14 protein-coding genes are annotated in these 15,250 nt (G+C 64.3%); 5 read left to right on the forward strand and 9 right to left on the reverse strand.

The window, feature by feature from the left end; all coding sequences use genetic code 11:
- The first annotated feature begins 69 nt into the window (after positions 1-69).
- The 3 genes from galE (at position 70) to FJV43_RS05590 (ending at position 3,747) form a co-directional block, all read left to right on the forward strand.
- A complete protein-coding gene (gene galE, locus FJV43_RS05580) occupies positions 70-1,083 on the forward strand; it encodes a UDP-glucose 4-epimerase GalE (RefSeq protein ID WP_239625232.1) in 1,014 nt (337 codons plus the stop codon).
- A gap of 118 nt (positions 1,084-1,201) precedes the next feature.
- Positions 1,202-3,010: an ABC transporter ATP-binding protein gene (locus FJV43_RS05585; protein WP_239625234.1), complete on the forward strand. Its 1,809-nt coding sequence runs from the start codon at positions 1,202-1,204 to the stop codon at positions 3,008-3,010.
- Between the two features lie 35 nt (positions 3,011-3,045).
- The gene (locus tag FJV43_RS05590; RefSeq protein ID WP_239625236.1) at positions 3,046-3,747 is read left to right on the forward strand and encodes a fumarylacetoacetate hydrolase family protein; all 702 of its coding nucleotides are present in this window, start codon (positions 3,046-3,048) and stop codon (positions 3,745-3,747) included.
- A gap of 79 nt (positions 3,748-3,826) precedes the next feature.
- Here FJV43_RS05590 and FJV43_RS05595 read toward each other — a convergent pair whose 3' ends face one another.
- From FJV43_RS05595 to FJV43_RS05605, 3 genes are all read right to left on the reverse strand, one after another.
- A complete protein-coding gene (locus tag FJV43_RS05595; protein WP_239625238.1) occupies positions 3,827-4,756 on the reverse strand; it encodes an aspartyl/asparaginyl beta-hydroxylase domain-containing protein in 930 nt (309 codons plus the stop codon).
- Positions 4,757-4,903: 147 nt separating this feature from the next.
- Positions 4,904-5,059 (reverse strand): hypothetical protein, encoded by a 156-nt coding sequence (locus FJV43_RS05600; protein WP_014493894.1) that lies wholly within the window; start codon positions 5,057-5,059, stop codon positions 4,904-4,906.
- 146 nt (positions 5,060-5,205) lie between these two features.
- Positions 5,206-6,129 (reverse strand): LysR family transcriptional regulator, encoded by a 924-nt coding sequence (locus tag FJV43_RS05605; protein ID WP_239625240.1) that lies wholly within the window; start codon positions 6,127-6,129, stop codon positions 5,206-5,208.
- A gap of 211 nt (positions 6,130-6,340) precedes the next feature.
- Between FJV43_RS05605 and FJV43_RS05610 the strand changes: the two genes are divergently transcribed.
- Together FJV43_RS05610 and FJV43_RS05615 are read left to right on the forward strand one after the other, a co-directional pair.
- Positions 6,341-7,051: an SDR family oxidoreductase gene (locus FJV43_RS05610; RefSeq protein ID WP_194392939.1), complete on the forward strand. Its 711-nt coding sequence runs from the start codon at positions 6,341-6,343 to the stop codon at positions 7,049-7,051.
- A gap of 16 nt (positions 7,052-7,067) precedes the next feature.
- Complete coding sequence (locus tag FJV43_RS05615) at positions 7,068-7,304, forward strand: 4-oxalocrotonate tautomerase family protein (protein ID WP_239625242.1); 237 nt, start codon at positions 7,068-7,070, stop codon at positions 7,302-7,304.
- 94 nt (positions 7,305-7,398) lie between these two features.
- Here FJV43_RS05615 and FJV43_RS05620 read toward each other — a convergent pair whose 3' ends face one another.
- The 6 genes from FJV43_RS05620 to FJV43_RS05645 all read right to left on the reverse strand — a co-directional run bounded on the left by FJV43_RS05620 (position 7,399) and on the right by FJV43_RS05645 (position 15,237).
- Positions 7,399-8,865 (reverse strand): NAD(P)/FAD-dependent oxidoreductase, encoded by a 1,467-nt coding sequence (locus FJV43_RS05620; RefSeq protein ID WP_239625244.1) that lies wholly within the window; start codon positions 8,863-8,865, stop codon positions 7,399-7,401.
- A 49-nt stretch (positions 8,866-8,914) separates the two neighbouring features.
- Positions 8,915-9,334, reverse strand: a complete 420-nt coding sequence (locus FJV43_RS05625) for a nuclear transport factor 2 family protein (RefSeq protein ID WP_239625246.1) — start codon at positions 9,332-9,334, stop codon at positions 8,915-8,917.
- Between the two features lie 166 nt (positions 9,335-9,500).
- Entirely contained in the window at positions 9,501-10,922 is a 1,422-nt protein-coding gene (ahcY, locus tag FJV43_RS05630; protein WP_126255762.1) for an adenosylhomocysteinase, read from the reverse strand.
- 74 nt (positions 10,923-10,996) lie between these two features.
- Positions 10,997-12,193, reverse strand: coding sequence for a methionine adenosyltransferase (metK, locus tag FJV43_RS05635; protein WP_239625248.1), 1,197 nt, complete (start codon positions 12,191-12,193; stop codon positions 10,997-10,999).
- A 60-nt stretch (positions 12,194-12,253) separates the two neighbouring features.
- Entirely contained in the window at positions 12,254-13,609 is a 1,356-nt protein-coding gene (locus FJV43_RS05640) for a hypothetical protein (RefSeq protein ID WP_239625250.1), read from the reverse strand.
- 509 nt (positions 13,610-14,118) lie between these two features.
- Positions 14,119-15,237 (reverse strand): cobalamin-independent methionine synthase II family protein, encoded by a 1,119-nt coding sequence (locus tag FJV43_RS05645; RefSeq protein ID WP_239625252.1) that lies wholly within the window; start codon positions 15,235-15,237, stop codon positions 14,119-14,121.
- Positions 15,238-15,250: the final 13 nt, after the last annotated feature.

Here is a 15,250-nt window from a genome sequence, read left to right on the forward strand (position 1 = left end):
AGCCGCGCCGATACCCCCTCTTCACCACGCAAGCGCTAGCTTGCGCGTTGATCGAAGACGGGTGAGATCATGACTGTGCTAGTCACCGGCGGCGCCGGCTACATCGGAAGTCACACGGTCCTGGCGCTGGCGGAAGCCGGCGAGGACGTCGTCGTGATCGACGATCTCTCCACCGGTTTCTCCGCTTACCTGCCCGAGGGCGTGCCGCTGTTCATCGGCGATGCCGGCGATGAAAACCTGCTCGAAGGCGTGATCGCCCAGCACGACGTCGAGAGCATCATCCATTTCGCGGGCTCGGTCGTCGTGCCGGATTCGATGCGCGATCCGCTCGGCTACTACCGCAACAACTTCACGACCGCGCGCAACCTGCTCAACGTCGCGGTCAAGCGCGGCATCGGTCGCTTCATCTTCTCCTCGACCGCCGCCGTCTATGGCAATCCGGACCAGGTGCCGGTGCCCGAGCACGCGCCGACGCGGCCGCTGTCGCCCTACGGCTCGTCGAAGCTGATGACCGAGATCATGCTGCATGACGTCGCTGCCGCCTACGGCATGCAATACGTGACGTTGCGTTACTTCAACGTCGCCGGCGCCGACCCGCAGGCGCGCATCGGGCTCGCCACCGTCGGCGCCACGCATCTGCTCAAGATCGCGGTGGAAGCCGCGACCGGCCAGCGCGCCAAGATCGACGTGTTCGGCACCGACTATCCGACCCCGGACGGCAGCTGCATCCGCGACTTCATCCACGTCACGGACCTCTCGCAGGCCCACCGGTCGGCGCTCGCCTACCTGCGCAACGGCGGCGCCTCGACGACGCTGAATTGCGGCTACGGCCGCGGCTATTCGGTGCTGGAGACCATCGACGCGGTGCGGCGGGTTTCGGGCCGCAGCTTCGCCGTGCAGTACGCCCCGCGCCGGCCCGGCGACATCATGACCATGGTCGCAGACACCAGCCGCATCCGCAGCCTGCTCGACTGGCGGCCGCAATATGACGACCTCGAGACCATTGCGGCGCACGCCCTGGCCTGGGAGGACAAGCTGTTCCGCGAACGCCATGGCGAGCTCCGCCACGCCGTCTCGGCCTAGAATCATCCCAAGCGCAAGCCCTTAATTGGGCTTGAAAAACCCGGCTTGAGCGGGCACAGAGGCCCATCGATCCCTGACGCACGGGCAGGTTTTGTCCCGCGCCGTCAATGGACACCGGATGGCCCAGTTTCCGAAGAAAATCACCGACGATCCCTACGCGGCAGCGGTCCTGATTCGCCGCCTGGTCACGGAACAGGGCATCGTCTACTGGCGGCGCTACCTCGTCGCCTTCGCGCTGATGGCGCTCGCAGCAGGCGCGACCGCAGGCGCGACCTATGTGCTCGGCCAGGTCATCAACCAGGCCTATGTCGACAAGAACATCCCGGGCATCGCGATGTTCTCGGGCATCACCGTCGCGTTGCTCTTCATCAAGGGCGTGGCGACCTACGGCCACATGGTGATCCTGACCAAGATCAGTAACGCGATTCTTGCCACCAACCAGCGCCAGCTGTTCGCCAAGCTGATGCGCGAGAGCGTCGGCTTCTTCTCCGAGCGGCATTCGTCCGAGTTCCTGGCCCGGCTGACGGCGGGCGCCAAATCCATCACCGACGTGCTCAACATGCTGGTCAACGCCATCGGGCGCGACCTGTTGATGCTGCTTGCCATGATCGGCGTGATGGTATGGCAGGATCCGCTGATGTCGTTCATCGGCCTCGTCGCGGTGCCGCCGGCAATGCTGGTGCTGCGCAAGCTGGTCAAGCGCATCAAGGGCCTCGCCTTCAACCAGTTCACCGGCACCGCCGACATCATGGAGACGATGCAGGAATCGCTGCAAGGCATCCGCACCGTCAAGGCGTTCACGCTCGAAGAGACCATGCAGAAGCGGATCGACGAGAACATCGCGGTCGTCGAGCGCAACGCCAACAAGATGGCCCGCGTCGCCAACCGCTCCAACCCGCTGATGGAAATGCTCGGCGGCTTCGCGGTCGCCGGCTGCCTGATGTACGGCGGCTATGCCGTGGTCGCGCTCAACGCCACGCCCGGCGCGTTCTTCTCCTTCATGACCGCGTTCCTGATGGCGACCGAGCCGGCCAAGCGGCTGGCGCGGCTCAACATCGACCTCAACAGCCAGCTGGTCGGTGCGCGCATGCTGCTCGAAGTCGTCGACAGCCCGGCGAGCGAGCAGTCCGACGACGACAAGCCGTCGCTGAAGCTGTCAGATGCCCGCATCGAGCTGCGCGACGTCAGCTTCTCCTATCGCGACGGCGAGACCGTGCTCAACCGCATGAGCTTCACGGCCGAGCCCGGCAAGGTCACCGCGCTGGTCGGTCCCTCCGGCGGCGGCAAGTCGACCGTGCTGGCGCTGCTCCTGCGCTTCTACGAGGTGACGCAAGGCGACATCGTGATCGACGGCCAGTCGATCGGTGCGGTCTCGCGCAAATCGCTGCGGGCACAGACCGCCTATGTCGGCCAGGACGTCTATCTGTTCCGCGATACCATCCGCAGCAACATCGCCTTCGGCCGGCCGGGCGCGAGCGAGGACGAAATCGTCGACGCCGCCAAGGCTGCCTGCGCGCATGATTTCATCATGGGCTTCCCGCTCGGCTACGACACGCCGGTCGGCGAGCACGGCACGCAGCTCTCCGGCGGCCAACGCCAGCGCATCGCGGTGGCCCGCGCGCTGATCAAGAACGCGCCGATCATCCTGTTGGACGAAGCCACCGCCGCGCTCGATTCCGAATCCGAGCGGCAGGTGCAGGAGGCGATCGAGCATCTCTGCCGTAACCGCACCACCATCGTGATCGCGCACCGCCTGCACACCATCATGCACGCCGACGCCATCCTGGTGGTCGAGGGCGGCGAGATCGTCGAGCAGGGCCGGCATGACGAGCTGCTCCGCCGCGGCGGGCGCTATGCCTCGTTCTTCCGGTTGCAGCATCGGGACAGCAGCCCCTTGGAGCTGGCGCCGATCAGCGCAACCGCCTAGAATTCTCTTCACCTCAAGTCCAGCGAGACCGCTTCATGAACGCCGCCTCCTACGTCATCCCGCTTCCGCCGCAGGCCTCGCTTCCCGTCGTCGGGGAGAGCGGCCGTTATCCGGTGCGCCGCATCTGGTGCGTCGGCCGCAATTATCTCGAGCACATCCGCGAGATGGGCAATGACGAGCGCGCCCCGCCGTTCTTCTTCGCCAAGCACGCCGACATGCTGGTGCCCGATGGCGCCACCATTCCCTATCCGCCGCTGACCAAGGACCTGCATCACGAGGTCGAACTGATCGTCGCGATGAAGAGCGGCGGCCTCAACATTCCCGCCGAGAAGGCGCTGGACCACGTCTACGGCTACGCCGTCGGCATCGATCTCACCCGCCGCGATCTCCAGATCGCCTCGCGCAAGAAGGAGCGTCCCTGGGAGATCGGCAAGTCGTTCGACTATTCGGCGCCCTGCTCCGCGATTCAGCCGGCCTCGAAAATCGGCCATCCTTCCAAGGGCAAGATCTGGCTGACGGTCAACGGCAAGGAAGCGCAGAAGGGCGACCTCACCGAGCTGATCTGGAACGTGCCCGAAATCATCTGGCAACTCTCGCAGCAGGTGAAGCTCGCCGCCGGCGACATCATCATGACCGGCACGCCCGCCGGCGTGTCGCAGCTCCAACCCGGCGACAAGCTCGAATGCGGCGTCGACGGTGTCGGCACGCTGAAGGTGAGCATCGGCCAGCCGGAATAGCAGCGGCGAACGCATCAAAGCAAAAGCCCCGGAGCACGCTCCGGGGCTTTTCATTTCGCGAAGGCGCATCGCCGCCCGATCACCGCAGCGCGGACCACACGATGAGGCCGAGGATCAGCGCCGTCAGCGAGTATTTCAGCGTGTAGTAGACGTTGCGGTTCCACTCCTTGACCTTGCGGCTGGCGAGATGGATCTCGTAGAGCTTGCCGAACATCTTGTTGAGCACGCCGACATTCTCGCCATCGACGTTCTGGGTCGCCGACGCCTTGACGATGTGATGGCTGACCCAGCGGTTGATCGCGGTCATGAAGCCGTACTTCATCGGACGCTCGACGTCGCAGAACAGGATGATGCGGTTGACGTCGGTCGCATTCTCGGCGCTGTGAATGAAGGTCTCGTCGAACATGAAGGCCTCGCCATCGCGCCAGACGCATTCGACGCCGTCGACGACAATCCGACACTTGTTCGAGTTCGGGGTGACCAAGCCGAGATGGTAGCGCAGCGAGCCCGCGAAGGGATCGCGGTGGGCACCGAGCCTGCCGCCCGGGGGCAGCATCGCGAACATCGCGCCGTGCACGCTCGGGATCGCGTTCAGGAGCTCCACAGTCTTCGGGCACAGTGTGCGTGCCGAGGGCAGGAAGTCGTCGTACCATTTCAGGTAAAACCGCTTCCAGCCGCTCTTGAAGAACGAGTAGAAGCCCCAATCGTTGTTCTTCGCGGCAGCGCGAATGAAACCTTCGTCGAACAGGCGCACCGCCTCGTCGCGGATGGTCTCCCAATTCTCGCTCAGGGGCTTCAGCTCCGGAAACTGATCGACCGAGATCACCGGCTTGTTCGGCACGGCCGAGCCGGCGTACATCAGCACGTTGTAGGGCGCGAGATAGGTCGAGTGATCGCCGAGCTGGCGCGCGAAGCGCAGCCGCTGCTTGCCGCGGAAGTGAACGTAAATCGTCGAGGCCGCCAGCACATAAAGAATGACAAGTTGCGGCGCAAAAAGCTGTTTCAGCATTTCCCCAGTTCCCAAGTGAACCCAGCCGGGGACGTCATCTACTCCGGCCGAGCCCGAGCGACAAGATATTCACCGGAAGGTTGCAATCACGCTGGGGAGAGCGTTCGGCCCGGAACTTGGGGTTGAAAGGGCCGAAACCGTCCGAAATCAGGCCCGCGACAGCGCCTGCAGCCCCTTGAAGGTCAGGCGCTTCGGATCGGTGACGCCGGCCAGGTAGAGTCGGCGGATGAAGGCGATGACGGCGTCGCGGTCGCAATCGGTCAGCGCGACGACAGCGTCGACCGCGATCTTCTGGGCTTCCATTGGGCTCACCTCGGCTTTGCGAGTAACCCCGGCCGAGACAGGCTAGGACTCATCCGTTAAATCGGCGTTAACCGTTTTGGAACCCTCGCCGATTCAGCCGGGCCGCCGTATACGCAAAACAACGCATTGCGGGGGCGCGAAGCGGCTCAGCGCGCCTTGATGCTCTTCTTCAGCAGCGCAAACTGCTTCTTCAGCCGGGGCACGGCGAAGTCGGTGAAGGCCCGCACCTTCGGCACCGAGAGCCGGCCCTGCGGGCAGATCAAATGCGCAGGCATCTCCGGGTCCTCGTCGCCGGCCAGCACGATCTCGAGCTCGCCGCGCGCGACCTGCTCGGCGACCTGGTACGAATACATCCGCGCCACGCCGCGCCCGGCGACGGCAGAGGCCACTGCCGCATAGGTGCTGTTGACGACGAGCCGCGGGGTGAACTGCACCGAGCGCGGCACCGATGACCCCGCCTGCGGCGCGAAGGTCCAGGAATTGGGCAGATGCGCCATGGCGACGATCTGGTGCTTGGCGAGATCGCCGGGCTCGGCGATACGCGGATGCTGCTTCAGATAACGCGGCGCTGCCACCACGACACGGCTGATCTCTCCGACCCGCATGGCAATCATCGCCGAATCCGCCAAGGGACCGATGCGAAGCGCGACGTCGATCCCCTCCTCGATCAGATTGACCGCGCGATCGAACAGCAGGAGCTTTGCCGACACGGTGGGATAGGCATCGAGAAACGCATCCAGAATCGGCCGCAAGACCATCTCCCCCGAGACCACGGGAGCGGTGATCGTGAGCAGGCCGCGCGGCGCCGTGCGCGGTCCCGCCGCGATGTCGTCGGCTTCCTCGAGCTCGGCGAGCACACGGCGGCAGATCGCGGCATAGCGCTCCCCCTCCTCGCTCAGCTTGATCGAGCGCGTGGTCCGGTGCAGCAGCTCGGCCCCCACGCGTTCCTCCAGAAAGGCGATGGCCCGGCTCACCGCCGCCGGCGAGCGGCCGAGCTTGCGTCCTGCGGCAGCCAAGCTGCCTTCGTCCACGGCCAGGACGAACACTTTCATCGCATCCAGACGATCCATTCCCTTCCCGTCTTGCTCTGAGCTTCCGCTCGCAGGCTAGGCGTTCGCTGCAACCTCGACAACTACCCAGCCGCCGGCCCCGCATTCGTTCGCGCGGCGGAAGAGTGTGTGCCGGACAGCGGCTATTCGCGACCGGGCCGCCGCGGCGTACCTCAGCACGCAAGCCAGCCGCTGCTGGCGCAGGTCTCAAAGCCAACAACAGGAGCCCATCATGGGTATCGAGCAGAAGGTCGCCATCGTCACCGGCGCATCGCAGGGTATCGGCGCCGCGCTGGTGCAGGGTTTTCGCGATCGCAACTACCGCGTCGTCGCTACGGCGCGCTCCATCAAGCCGTCTGGCGACGATGATGTCCTCGCCGTTCCCGGCGACATCGCCGACCGTTCCACTGCCGAGCGCGTAGTCTCGCAGGCGATCGCCCGCTTCGGCCGGGTCGACACGCTGGTCAACAACGCCGGCATCTTCGTCGCAAAGCCGTTCACGCAATACACGGCCGAGGACTATGCGGCGGTGATGGGAACGAACGTCGCAGGCTTCTTCAACATCACGCAGCTCGCCATCGCCGAGATGGAGAAGCAGGGGTCCGGCCACGTGGTGCAGATCACGACCACGCTGGCGGATCAGGCCAATTCCAACGTGCCATCCGTGCTGGCCTCGCTGAGCAAGGGCGGGCTGAACGCTGCGACCAGATCGCTCGCGATCGAGTACGCCAAGCGCGGCATCCGCGTGAACGCGGTCTCACCCGGCATCATCAAGTCGCCGATGCATCCGGTCGCGACGCATGCGCAGCTCAGTGCGCTGCACCCGGTCGGTCATATGGGCGAGATGTCCGACATCGTCGATGCGGTCCTCTATCTCGAGGGGGCCTCCTTCGTCACCGGCGAGATCCTGCATGTCGACGGCGGCCAGAGCGCCGGTCATTGAGACGAGGAGAAGCACGATGCCCATCGTCACCATTCAAGTCACCCGCGAGGGAACGACGCCGGGAGCGGCGTCGCCCACTGCGGAGGAGAAGGCCGCGCTGATCAAGGGTTCGAGCCAGCTCCTGCTCGACGTGCTCGGCAAGCCGCTCGATTCCACCTTTGTGGTGATCGAGGAAGTGGACACCGACAATTGGGGCTGGGGCGGCCTGCCGGTGCAGGAATTCAGGCGCCGCCGCGCCGCCCGGACAGGATGATCCGCCCGTCACTACGCGTAGGAGGTCGACAGGACCGACGCAGACACGAAGCAGCAATTCGTGAGCCGGCCGAAACCGCGCTGCGGAGGCGCCGTCAGGAATAGCGCATCACACCGTCGTCGATCCGGCCAAGGCGCAGGGAGACGATGTCGAGCGCGTAGTTCTGGTACAGCCGCCACGGCCGCTTCGAGCCCTGCTTCGGCATCTTGGCCACCGCGCGCTGCACATAGCCCGATGTGAAATCCAGCGACGGCTGCGCTGTGATCGTCGAATCGTCGTTGTGCGGTACGCATTGACGGAAATTGTGCCGGTCCATGTAGTTGATGAGACGGCAGACATATTCGCAGGTGAGATCGCATTTCAGCGTCCAGGACGCGTTGGTGTAACCGAAGGCCGAGGCCATGTTGGGCACGTCGGCATACATCATGCCCTTGTAGGTCAGCGTATTGGCAAAATCGACGGCGCGACCGTCGACACTGACCTCGAGGCCGCCGACGACCTGGAGCACCAATCCGGTCGCCGTCACGATGATGTCGGCCGCAAGCTCGCTTCCGTCCTTCAGGCGGATGCCGTCATGCGTGAACGTGTCGATCTCGTTGGTAACGACGCTGGCGCGCTGCTCACGGATCGCCTTGAAGAGGTCGCCGTCCGGCACCAGGCACAGCCGCTGGTCCCACGGATTGTAGCGCGGGGTAAAATGGGTTGCGACGTCGTAGTCGGGGCCGAGCGCCATTCGCACGCCCTTGAGAATGAGGTCCTTGACCTTGGCAGGCTTGCGCCGGCTGAGCTGGAAGAAGAACATCCCCCACATCACGTTGCGCCAGCGGATCAAATGATAGGCCAGCTGCGCCGGCAGATTGCGGCGCAACTTGTTGGCGAGGGGATCCTGCGCCGGCCGCGATACCACATAGGTCGGCGAGCGCTGCAGCATGGTGACCTGCGCCGCCTTCTTGGCGAGCTCCGGCACCAGCGTGACCGCGGTCGCGCCCGAGCCGATCACGACGATGCGCTTTCCCGCATAGTCGATGTCCTCGGTCCATTTCTGCGGATGCACGATGCGGCCGGCGAAATCCGCAGCGCCCTTGAACTCCGGCGTGTAGCCCGCCTCGTATTTGTAATAGCCCGAGCACATGAAGAGGAAATTGCAGGTAAAGCGAACCAGATCGCTCGCGCCCTCCCCCGTGATGCGCTCGGCCTCGACGGTCCAGCGCGCCTCGCTCATCGACCAAGAAGCGCGCTTGACGCGATGGCGGAAGCGGATGTGTTTGTCGATGCCGTTCTCGCTGGCTGTTTCGCACACATAGTTCAGGATTTGCGGCCCGTCGGCGATCGCCTTCGGGTCGGTCCACGGCTTGAAGGAATAGCCGAGCGTGAACATGTCGCTGTCGGAGCGGATGCCGGGATAGCGGAACAGGTCCCAGGTGCCGCCGATGCAATCGCGCCCCTCCAGGATGACGTAGCTCTTGGTCGGACACCTGGTCTGCAAATGATAGCCCGCGCCGATGCCGGATAGCCCGGCACCGACGATGAGGACATCGAAATGTTCTTTCGCTTCCGTCATGGCGCTCTCCCTCGCCGCAGCATGGCAGGGCCGCGCCGAATTGCAACCATCACGGGACGGTCGCGCCGTAGACCTTGGCGGTGTCGAAATACTCGTGGAATTCGACCGCCTTGCCGTCCTTGAAGCGCCAGTAATCGATCTTCGGCGTCTTCGCGACCTTGTTGGTCTTCTTGTTGGTCCATGCGCACTCCCCGCGCGCGACGACGGTGTCGCCCTGTGCGACGAATTCGTTCATCGTGTAGTACTGCATGCTCCAGTCAGCCAGCAGACCCTCGAAATAGCCGCGCAGTGCATTGCGGTCGTCATAACGCGTGGCAAAAGGCACTGCCGCATCCCCCTGCGGAATCGAATCGAACTTGATCTGCGGGCCGATGACCTTGTCGAACCAGTAGTCGACGTCTTGGCCCTTGCTGTCGCTCCACTGGCGATAGGCTTCCCTCAATAGCTGGACATTGGCTTCGCTGGACATCGCATTCCCTCCATATGCATTTCCGACAATGAACGTGGGAAATCGGCCGCCGGCTCTGGAAAGTGGCAGGCTTGTTTCGGCTCTACCTGAAAGCGTACCACAGGCAGACCCAACAAAAAAAGGCCCCAGATCGCTCCGGGGCCTTTGTGTCGCAACTGCGTACGGCTCAGTAGCGGTAATGGTCCGACTTGTACGGACCTTCCTGCTTCACGCCGATGTAGTCGGCCTGGTCCTTGCGCAGCTCGGTGAGCTTGACGCCGATCTTGGCGAGGTGCAGGCGGGCGACCTTCTCGTCGAGCGTCTTCGGCAGCACGTAGACCTTCTTCTCGTACTTGCCGTCCTTGTTGTTGGCGAACAGCTCGATCTGCGCCAGCGTCTGGTTGGTGAAGGATGCCGACATCACGAAGGACGGATGGCCCATCGCGTTGCCGAGGTTCACGAGGCGGCCCTCCGACAGCATGATGATGCGGTGCTTGTCGGGGAATTCGATCTCGTCGACCTGCGGCTTGATGTTGGTCCACTTCAGGTTACGGAGAGCCGCGATCTGGATCTCGTTGTCGAAGTGACCGATGTTGCAGACGATGGCGCGATCCTTCATCGCGCGCATGTGCTCGATGGTGATGATGTCCTTGTTGCCGGTGGCGGTGACGAAGATGTCGGCGCGGGGCGCGGCGTCTTCCATGGTCACGACCTCGTAGCCCTCCATCGCGGCCTGCAGCGCGCAGATCGGATCGACTTCCGACACCATGACGCGGCAGCCGGCCTGGCGCAGCGAGGCGGCCGAGCCCTTGCCGACGTCGCCGAAGCCGGCGACCATCGCGACCTTGCCCGACAGCATCACGTCGGTACCACGGCGGATGCCGTCGACCAGCGATTCACGGCAGCCATAGAGGTTGTCGAACTTCGACTTGGTGACGCTGTCGTTGACGTTGATGGCCGGCCACAGCAGCGTGCCCGCCTTCTGCATGTCATAGAGACGATGCACGCCCGTGGTGGTCTCCTCGGACACACCCTTGATGCTCTTGGCGATGGCGGCGAAGTAACCCTTCGGCTTCTCCTTGAGCTGCTTCTTCAAAAGCGCGAAGAAGACTTCCTCTTCCTCGGAGCCGGGCTTGTCGAGGAAGGCGGCGTCGCCGTTCTCGGCGCGCAGACCGAGATGGACGTACATGGTGGCGTCACCGCCGTCGTCGAGGATCATGTTCGGGTGACCGCCGCCGTGCCAGTCGAACAGCTTCGCGGTGTAGTCCCAGTACTCGGTCAGCGTCTCGCCCTTGACGGCAAAGACCGGAATGCCGGCGGCCGCGATCGCGGCGGCAGCGTGGTCCTGCGTCGAATAGATGTTGCAGGAGACCCAGCGGATGTCGGCGCCGAGCGCGGCCAACGTCTCGATCAGCACGCCGGTCTGGATGGTCATGTGCAGCGAGCCGGCGATCCGCGCGCCCTTCAGCGGCTGCTTCGGGCCGTACTCCTCGCGGGTGGCCATCAGGCCGGGCATCTCGGTCTCGGCCAGCGAGAGCTCCTTGCGGCCGAAATCGGCGAGCGAAATGTCCTTGACGATGTAATCGGTGAAGCCGGGCTTCGCGTTCATGGGGGGTTCCTGTTTGTTGGCTCGCCATTCCGGGGCGCTCGTGAAACGAGCGAACCCGGAACGACGCAAGAGAACTAGAGCGCGCGCTTGAGCGGCTCGACGAGATCGGTCTTCTCCCAGGAGAAGCCGCCCTCGTTGTCGGGCGTGCGGCCGAAATGGCCGTAGGCAGACGTCCGCGCGTAGATCGGGCGGTTGAGGTCGAGATGGGTGCGGATGCCGCGGGGCGTGAGATCCATCGCCTGGGCCGCCGCCTTCTCGAGCTGATCCTCCGGCACCTTGCCGGTGCCGTGGGTGTCGATGTAGATCGACAGCGGACGCGCGACGCCGATGGCGTAGGCGAGCTGGAGCGTGCAGCGGTCGGCAAGACCGGCCGCGACGATGTTCTTGGCGACGTAGCGCGCAGCGTAGGCCGCCGAGCGGTCGACCTTGGTCGGATCCTTGCCGGAGAACGCGCCGCCGCCGTGCGGGGCCGCGCCGCCATAGGTGTCGACGATGATCTTGCGGCCGGTCAGGCCGGTGTCGCCGTCGGGACCGCCGATGAAGAACTTGCCGGTCGGATTGATGTGCCAGATCGTCTTCGGCGTGATCCAGTCCCTCGGCAGCGCCTCGCGCACATAGGGCTCGATGATGTCGCGGATTTGCTTGGAGGTGAGGTCCTCGACCAGATGCTGGTGCGAGACCACGATCTCGCGCACGCCGACCGGCTTGCCGTTCTCGTACTGCACGGTGACCTGGCTCTTGGAATCCGGACCGAGCACCTTCTCCTTGCCGGAGTGACGGGCTTCGGAGATCAGGCGCAGGATCTTGTGGGCGTAGAAGATCGGCGCCGGCATCAGGTCGGGCGTCTCGCTGGTGGCGTAGCCGAACATGATGCCCTGGTCGCCCGCGCCTTCTTCCTTGACCTCGCCCGGCTGGAGCGCATCGACGCCCTGGGCGATGTCGGCCGACTGCGGATGCAGGAGGATCTCGATGTCGCAGGTCTTCCAGTGGAAGCCCTCCTGCTCGTAGCCGATGTCCTTGATCGCGCCCCGGACGACGCTCTCGATCTGCTCGTTGGTCACCGACTTCGGACCGCGGGTCTCGCCGGCGATCACCACCTTGTTGGTGGTTGCGAGCGTCTCGCAGGCGGCGCGGATGGCCCACGGATCGATGCCCGCCTTCGGCCCTTCACGATAGAACAGGTCGACGATCTCGTCGGAGATCCGGTCACAGACCTTGTCCGGATGGCCCTCGGACACGGACTCGCTGGTGAAGAGATAGGACGCGCGCATCAGTAACCCCTTGTTCCGCCGCTAGCCGGCGGGCGTTTGCGATGTTTACCTTTAATGATGTCAATCACGCCGGCGCGAGATGACGTAGGATTCGTCGAGAAACCAGAGCCCATTGTACTTTCGAAGCACGTCCCTGGCGGCGTCCAGGGTGCGGCTGTTTTGAGTCATTTCCGTCAACCGGTCGTCCTCAATCTGAGCGACATACACTGCCGCATTCCACGCTGCAAAGGCCGTCGAGGTTCCGATAGTGCCCGTGACCTCGTTGGGCAGAGCTTCCATATCATACCTGAAGATCGAACGGCTGTCCGCGTAGGCATTAAAATTTAAGTCGCGGCCCACCGATCCAAGTTCATACTTAACTGCGCGCAATAGCTCATGACGGCTCACTGAGAAAGGGTTTTCTCCCGGCCAGATCGCCTGGATCATTTCCATGCCCGGATCCTGGCCATGGGAGTGGATTCCGATCAGCCGCCCCCCCGGTCGAAGCGCCCGCGCCAGGGGGGCAATGATGCGTTTGGCCCGGAAATTGACCGAGGACAGGGCCCGGTAGGGCTGGGAAGCGATGACGAGGTCGAAATTGGCCTCGGCCTGGCCCGGCCGCGGAATGGTCGCATCCAGAAGAAACCTATGGTCCTCGCGATAGAGAACGAGGACGACGGGCCGCTCGTAGAGCGGCATGGCGGTGCGGGGGCTGATCGCGGCGCGCCAGTTCTGCTCCAGGAATGGCCTCAGCTCCGCGATCTGCTGCTCGAACTCGCCCGACGAAGCGCCGCGAAGCGGCACCTCATGCCAGACGGTAGCGGCCGCCGCAGCCGGCGATGCCGGCGTGAGCCAGGGCGCCTCCGCGTAGAACATGTTGGTGAAGACGAATACCGACGCCGGATGCTCGAAAATGCGATCCGGCACCTTTTCCAGCGTCAGGCGCAGGTCCTCCAGACTGAGCTCCTTGCCGGCGACATAGAACGGCATGTGCGGAAAGCGCTGATGCGTTGCGCGCAGCACCCGCGCCAGCACCGTGCCGTCGCCGACGCCGGCATCGAACAGGCGCAAGGCCGGCGGGCGCGGATGGATGGAGGCCAGTTCCAGCGCGACCCTGTCTGCGATCACTCGCTTTTCGCTGCAGGTGTGGACGAACAGCAGGTATTTCTGGCGGTTCTCGAAGAACCGGAAATTGCCGCGTGGATCGCGCTTCTCGGGCGGGACCTGAAGTCCCCGCGGCGGCGGCATGCCGCCGGCGATCGATGCGGCCATATAGGCCTGGATCCGCTCCAGCGTGTCGATGGTGATGCGTTTTCCCTCGCGCAGGCGATGCACGAGCTTCCCATCATTCACCGCGCGCCGGCCGAACGTCGACTCCGCCATGTCCGCCTTGCGGCAGAACTCCGTGATCTGGCTCAGGATTTCGTCGTTCTTCATGGGTGGGACACGGTGGGCAGAAGGGTTGGGTTACGCCTCCTAGCAAATTCTGCCCACCGAGGGAATAGCGGGGTGGTGGCGACCGTAGCGAGCCGGCCGCCTGTCGCGTACGGGACGGCGCCGGGCGGGCCGCGCGCAACGCCGAGGGCGCGAAAACGTCGTTCTCCCCGGCTCTCGCGCATGTCGGCAAGCCGGCCTGAAGCTGCAGCAGGTGGTGAGACGGGTGCGGGGCTGAGGTGTCGCGCAACGAGGGACACGCAGGTGCCGTGGTCGAACTCGTCGCTGCTGGGCGAGGTTTACCTGGTGGAGAAGCAACGACGCGCCGGCCTTGAACGCCGTGCCATTCGCTGAACACTCAACTGTCATCGCCCGGCCTTGACCGGGCGATCCAGTATTCCAGAGACAGGGGCGACGCAGAGAAGCCGCGGCGTACTGGATTCCCCGCCTTCGCGGGGAATGACAGTGAGTATGAGGAGGCCTGACCGTACTAGAGGCTGGCGCGTGGGGCCTCAGTTGCCCCACACTTCCTTCGCGATCTCGACCGCAAGGCTGAGCTTGGCCCATTGCTCCTCCTCGGAGAGGACGTTGCCCTCTTCCGTCGAGGCAAAGCCGCATTGCGGCGAGAGCGCGAGCTGCTCCAGCGGGGCAAACTTGGCGGCTTCTTCCAGGCGGCGCTTGATGTCGTCCTTCTTCTCGAGCTCACCGAACTTCGAGGTGATGACGCCGACCACGACGACCTTGTTGCCCTTGGGCAGGAAGCGCAGCGGCTCGAAGCCGCCGGCGCGGTCGCTGTCGTATTCGAGGAAGTAGCCGTCGTAATTGGTGCCGGCGAGCATGGTCTCGGCGACCGGCTCGTAGCCGCCCGAGGAGATCCAGGTAGAGCGGAAATTACCGCGGCAGACATGCGTCGTCACCACCATGTCGGCTGGCTTTTCGGCCAGCGCGTAGTTGATGATGCGCGCATAGATCTGCTGGAGACCTTCGGGATCGTCGCCGCGCTCACGCGCCTTCTGCAGTTCGTCCTGCGAGCAGAGATAGGCCCAGACGGTATCGTCGAACTGGAGATAGCGGCAGCCGGCGTCATAAAAGGCCTTCACCGCCTTGCGATAGGTCTTGCCGAGATCCTCGTAGAACGCATCGAGATCGGGATAGACGTCCTTGGAGATCGACTTGCGACCGCCGCGGAAGTGGAGCACCGCCGGCGACGGGATCGTCATCTTGGCGGTGACGTGGGCCTGATCGGCGTATTTCTTCAGGAAGCGGAAGTGATCCAGCATCGGGTGGTTGTCGGGGAAGTCGAGCTTGCCGATGACGCGGACCGCATCGTGGCGGGTCTGCACGCCCGCGAACTGGATGCCGGTGTCGGGGTGGAACAGCTCGCAGCCGGTGAGCTTGGCCAGGAAGTCGAAATGCCACCAGGAGCGGCGGAATTCGCCGTCGGTCGCGAGCTTCAGGCCAATCGAGGCCTGCTTGTGCACGACCTTCTCGATCTCCAAATCCTCGATCTTGCGCAGATCGTCGGCCGAGATCTCGCCCTTCTCGAGCCTGGCGCGCGCCTCCTTGATCTTGGCCGGACGCAGGAGACTGCCGACCTCGTCGGCACGGAAGGGGGCTCTGGTTCGCTGCATTTCTGTTTCTCCC

The organism is Bradyrhizobium sp. I71 (assembly GCF_022354745.1).
In the GTDB taxonomy this organism is placed as follows: Bacteria; Pseudomonadota; Alphaproteobacteria; order Rhizobiales; family Xanthobacteraceae; genus Bradyrhizobium; species Bradyrhizobium liaoningense.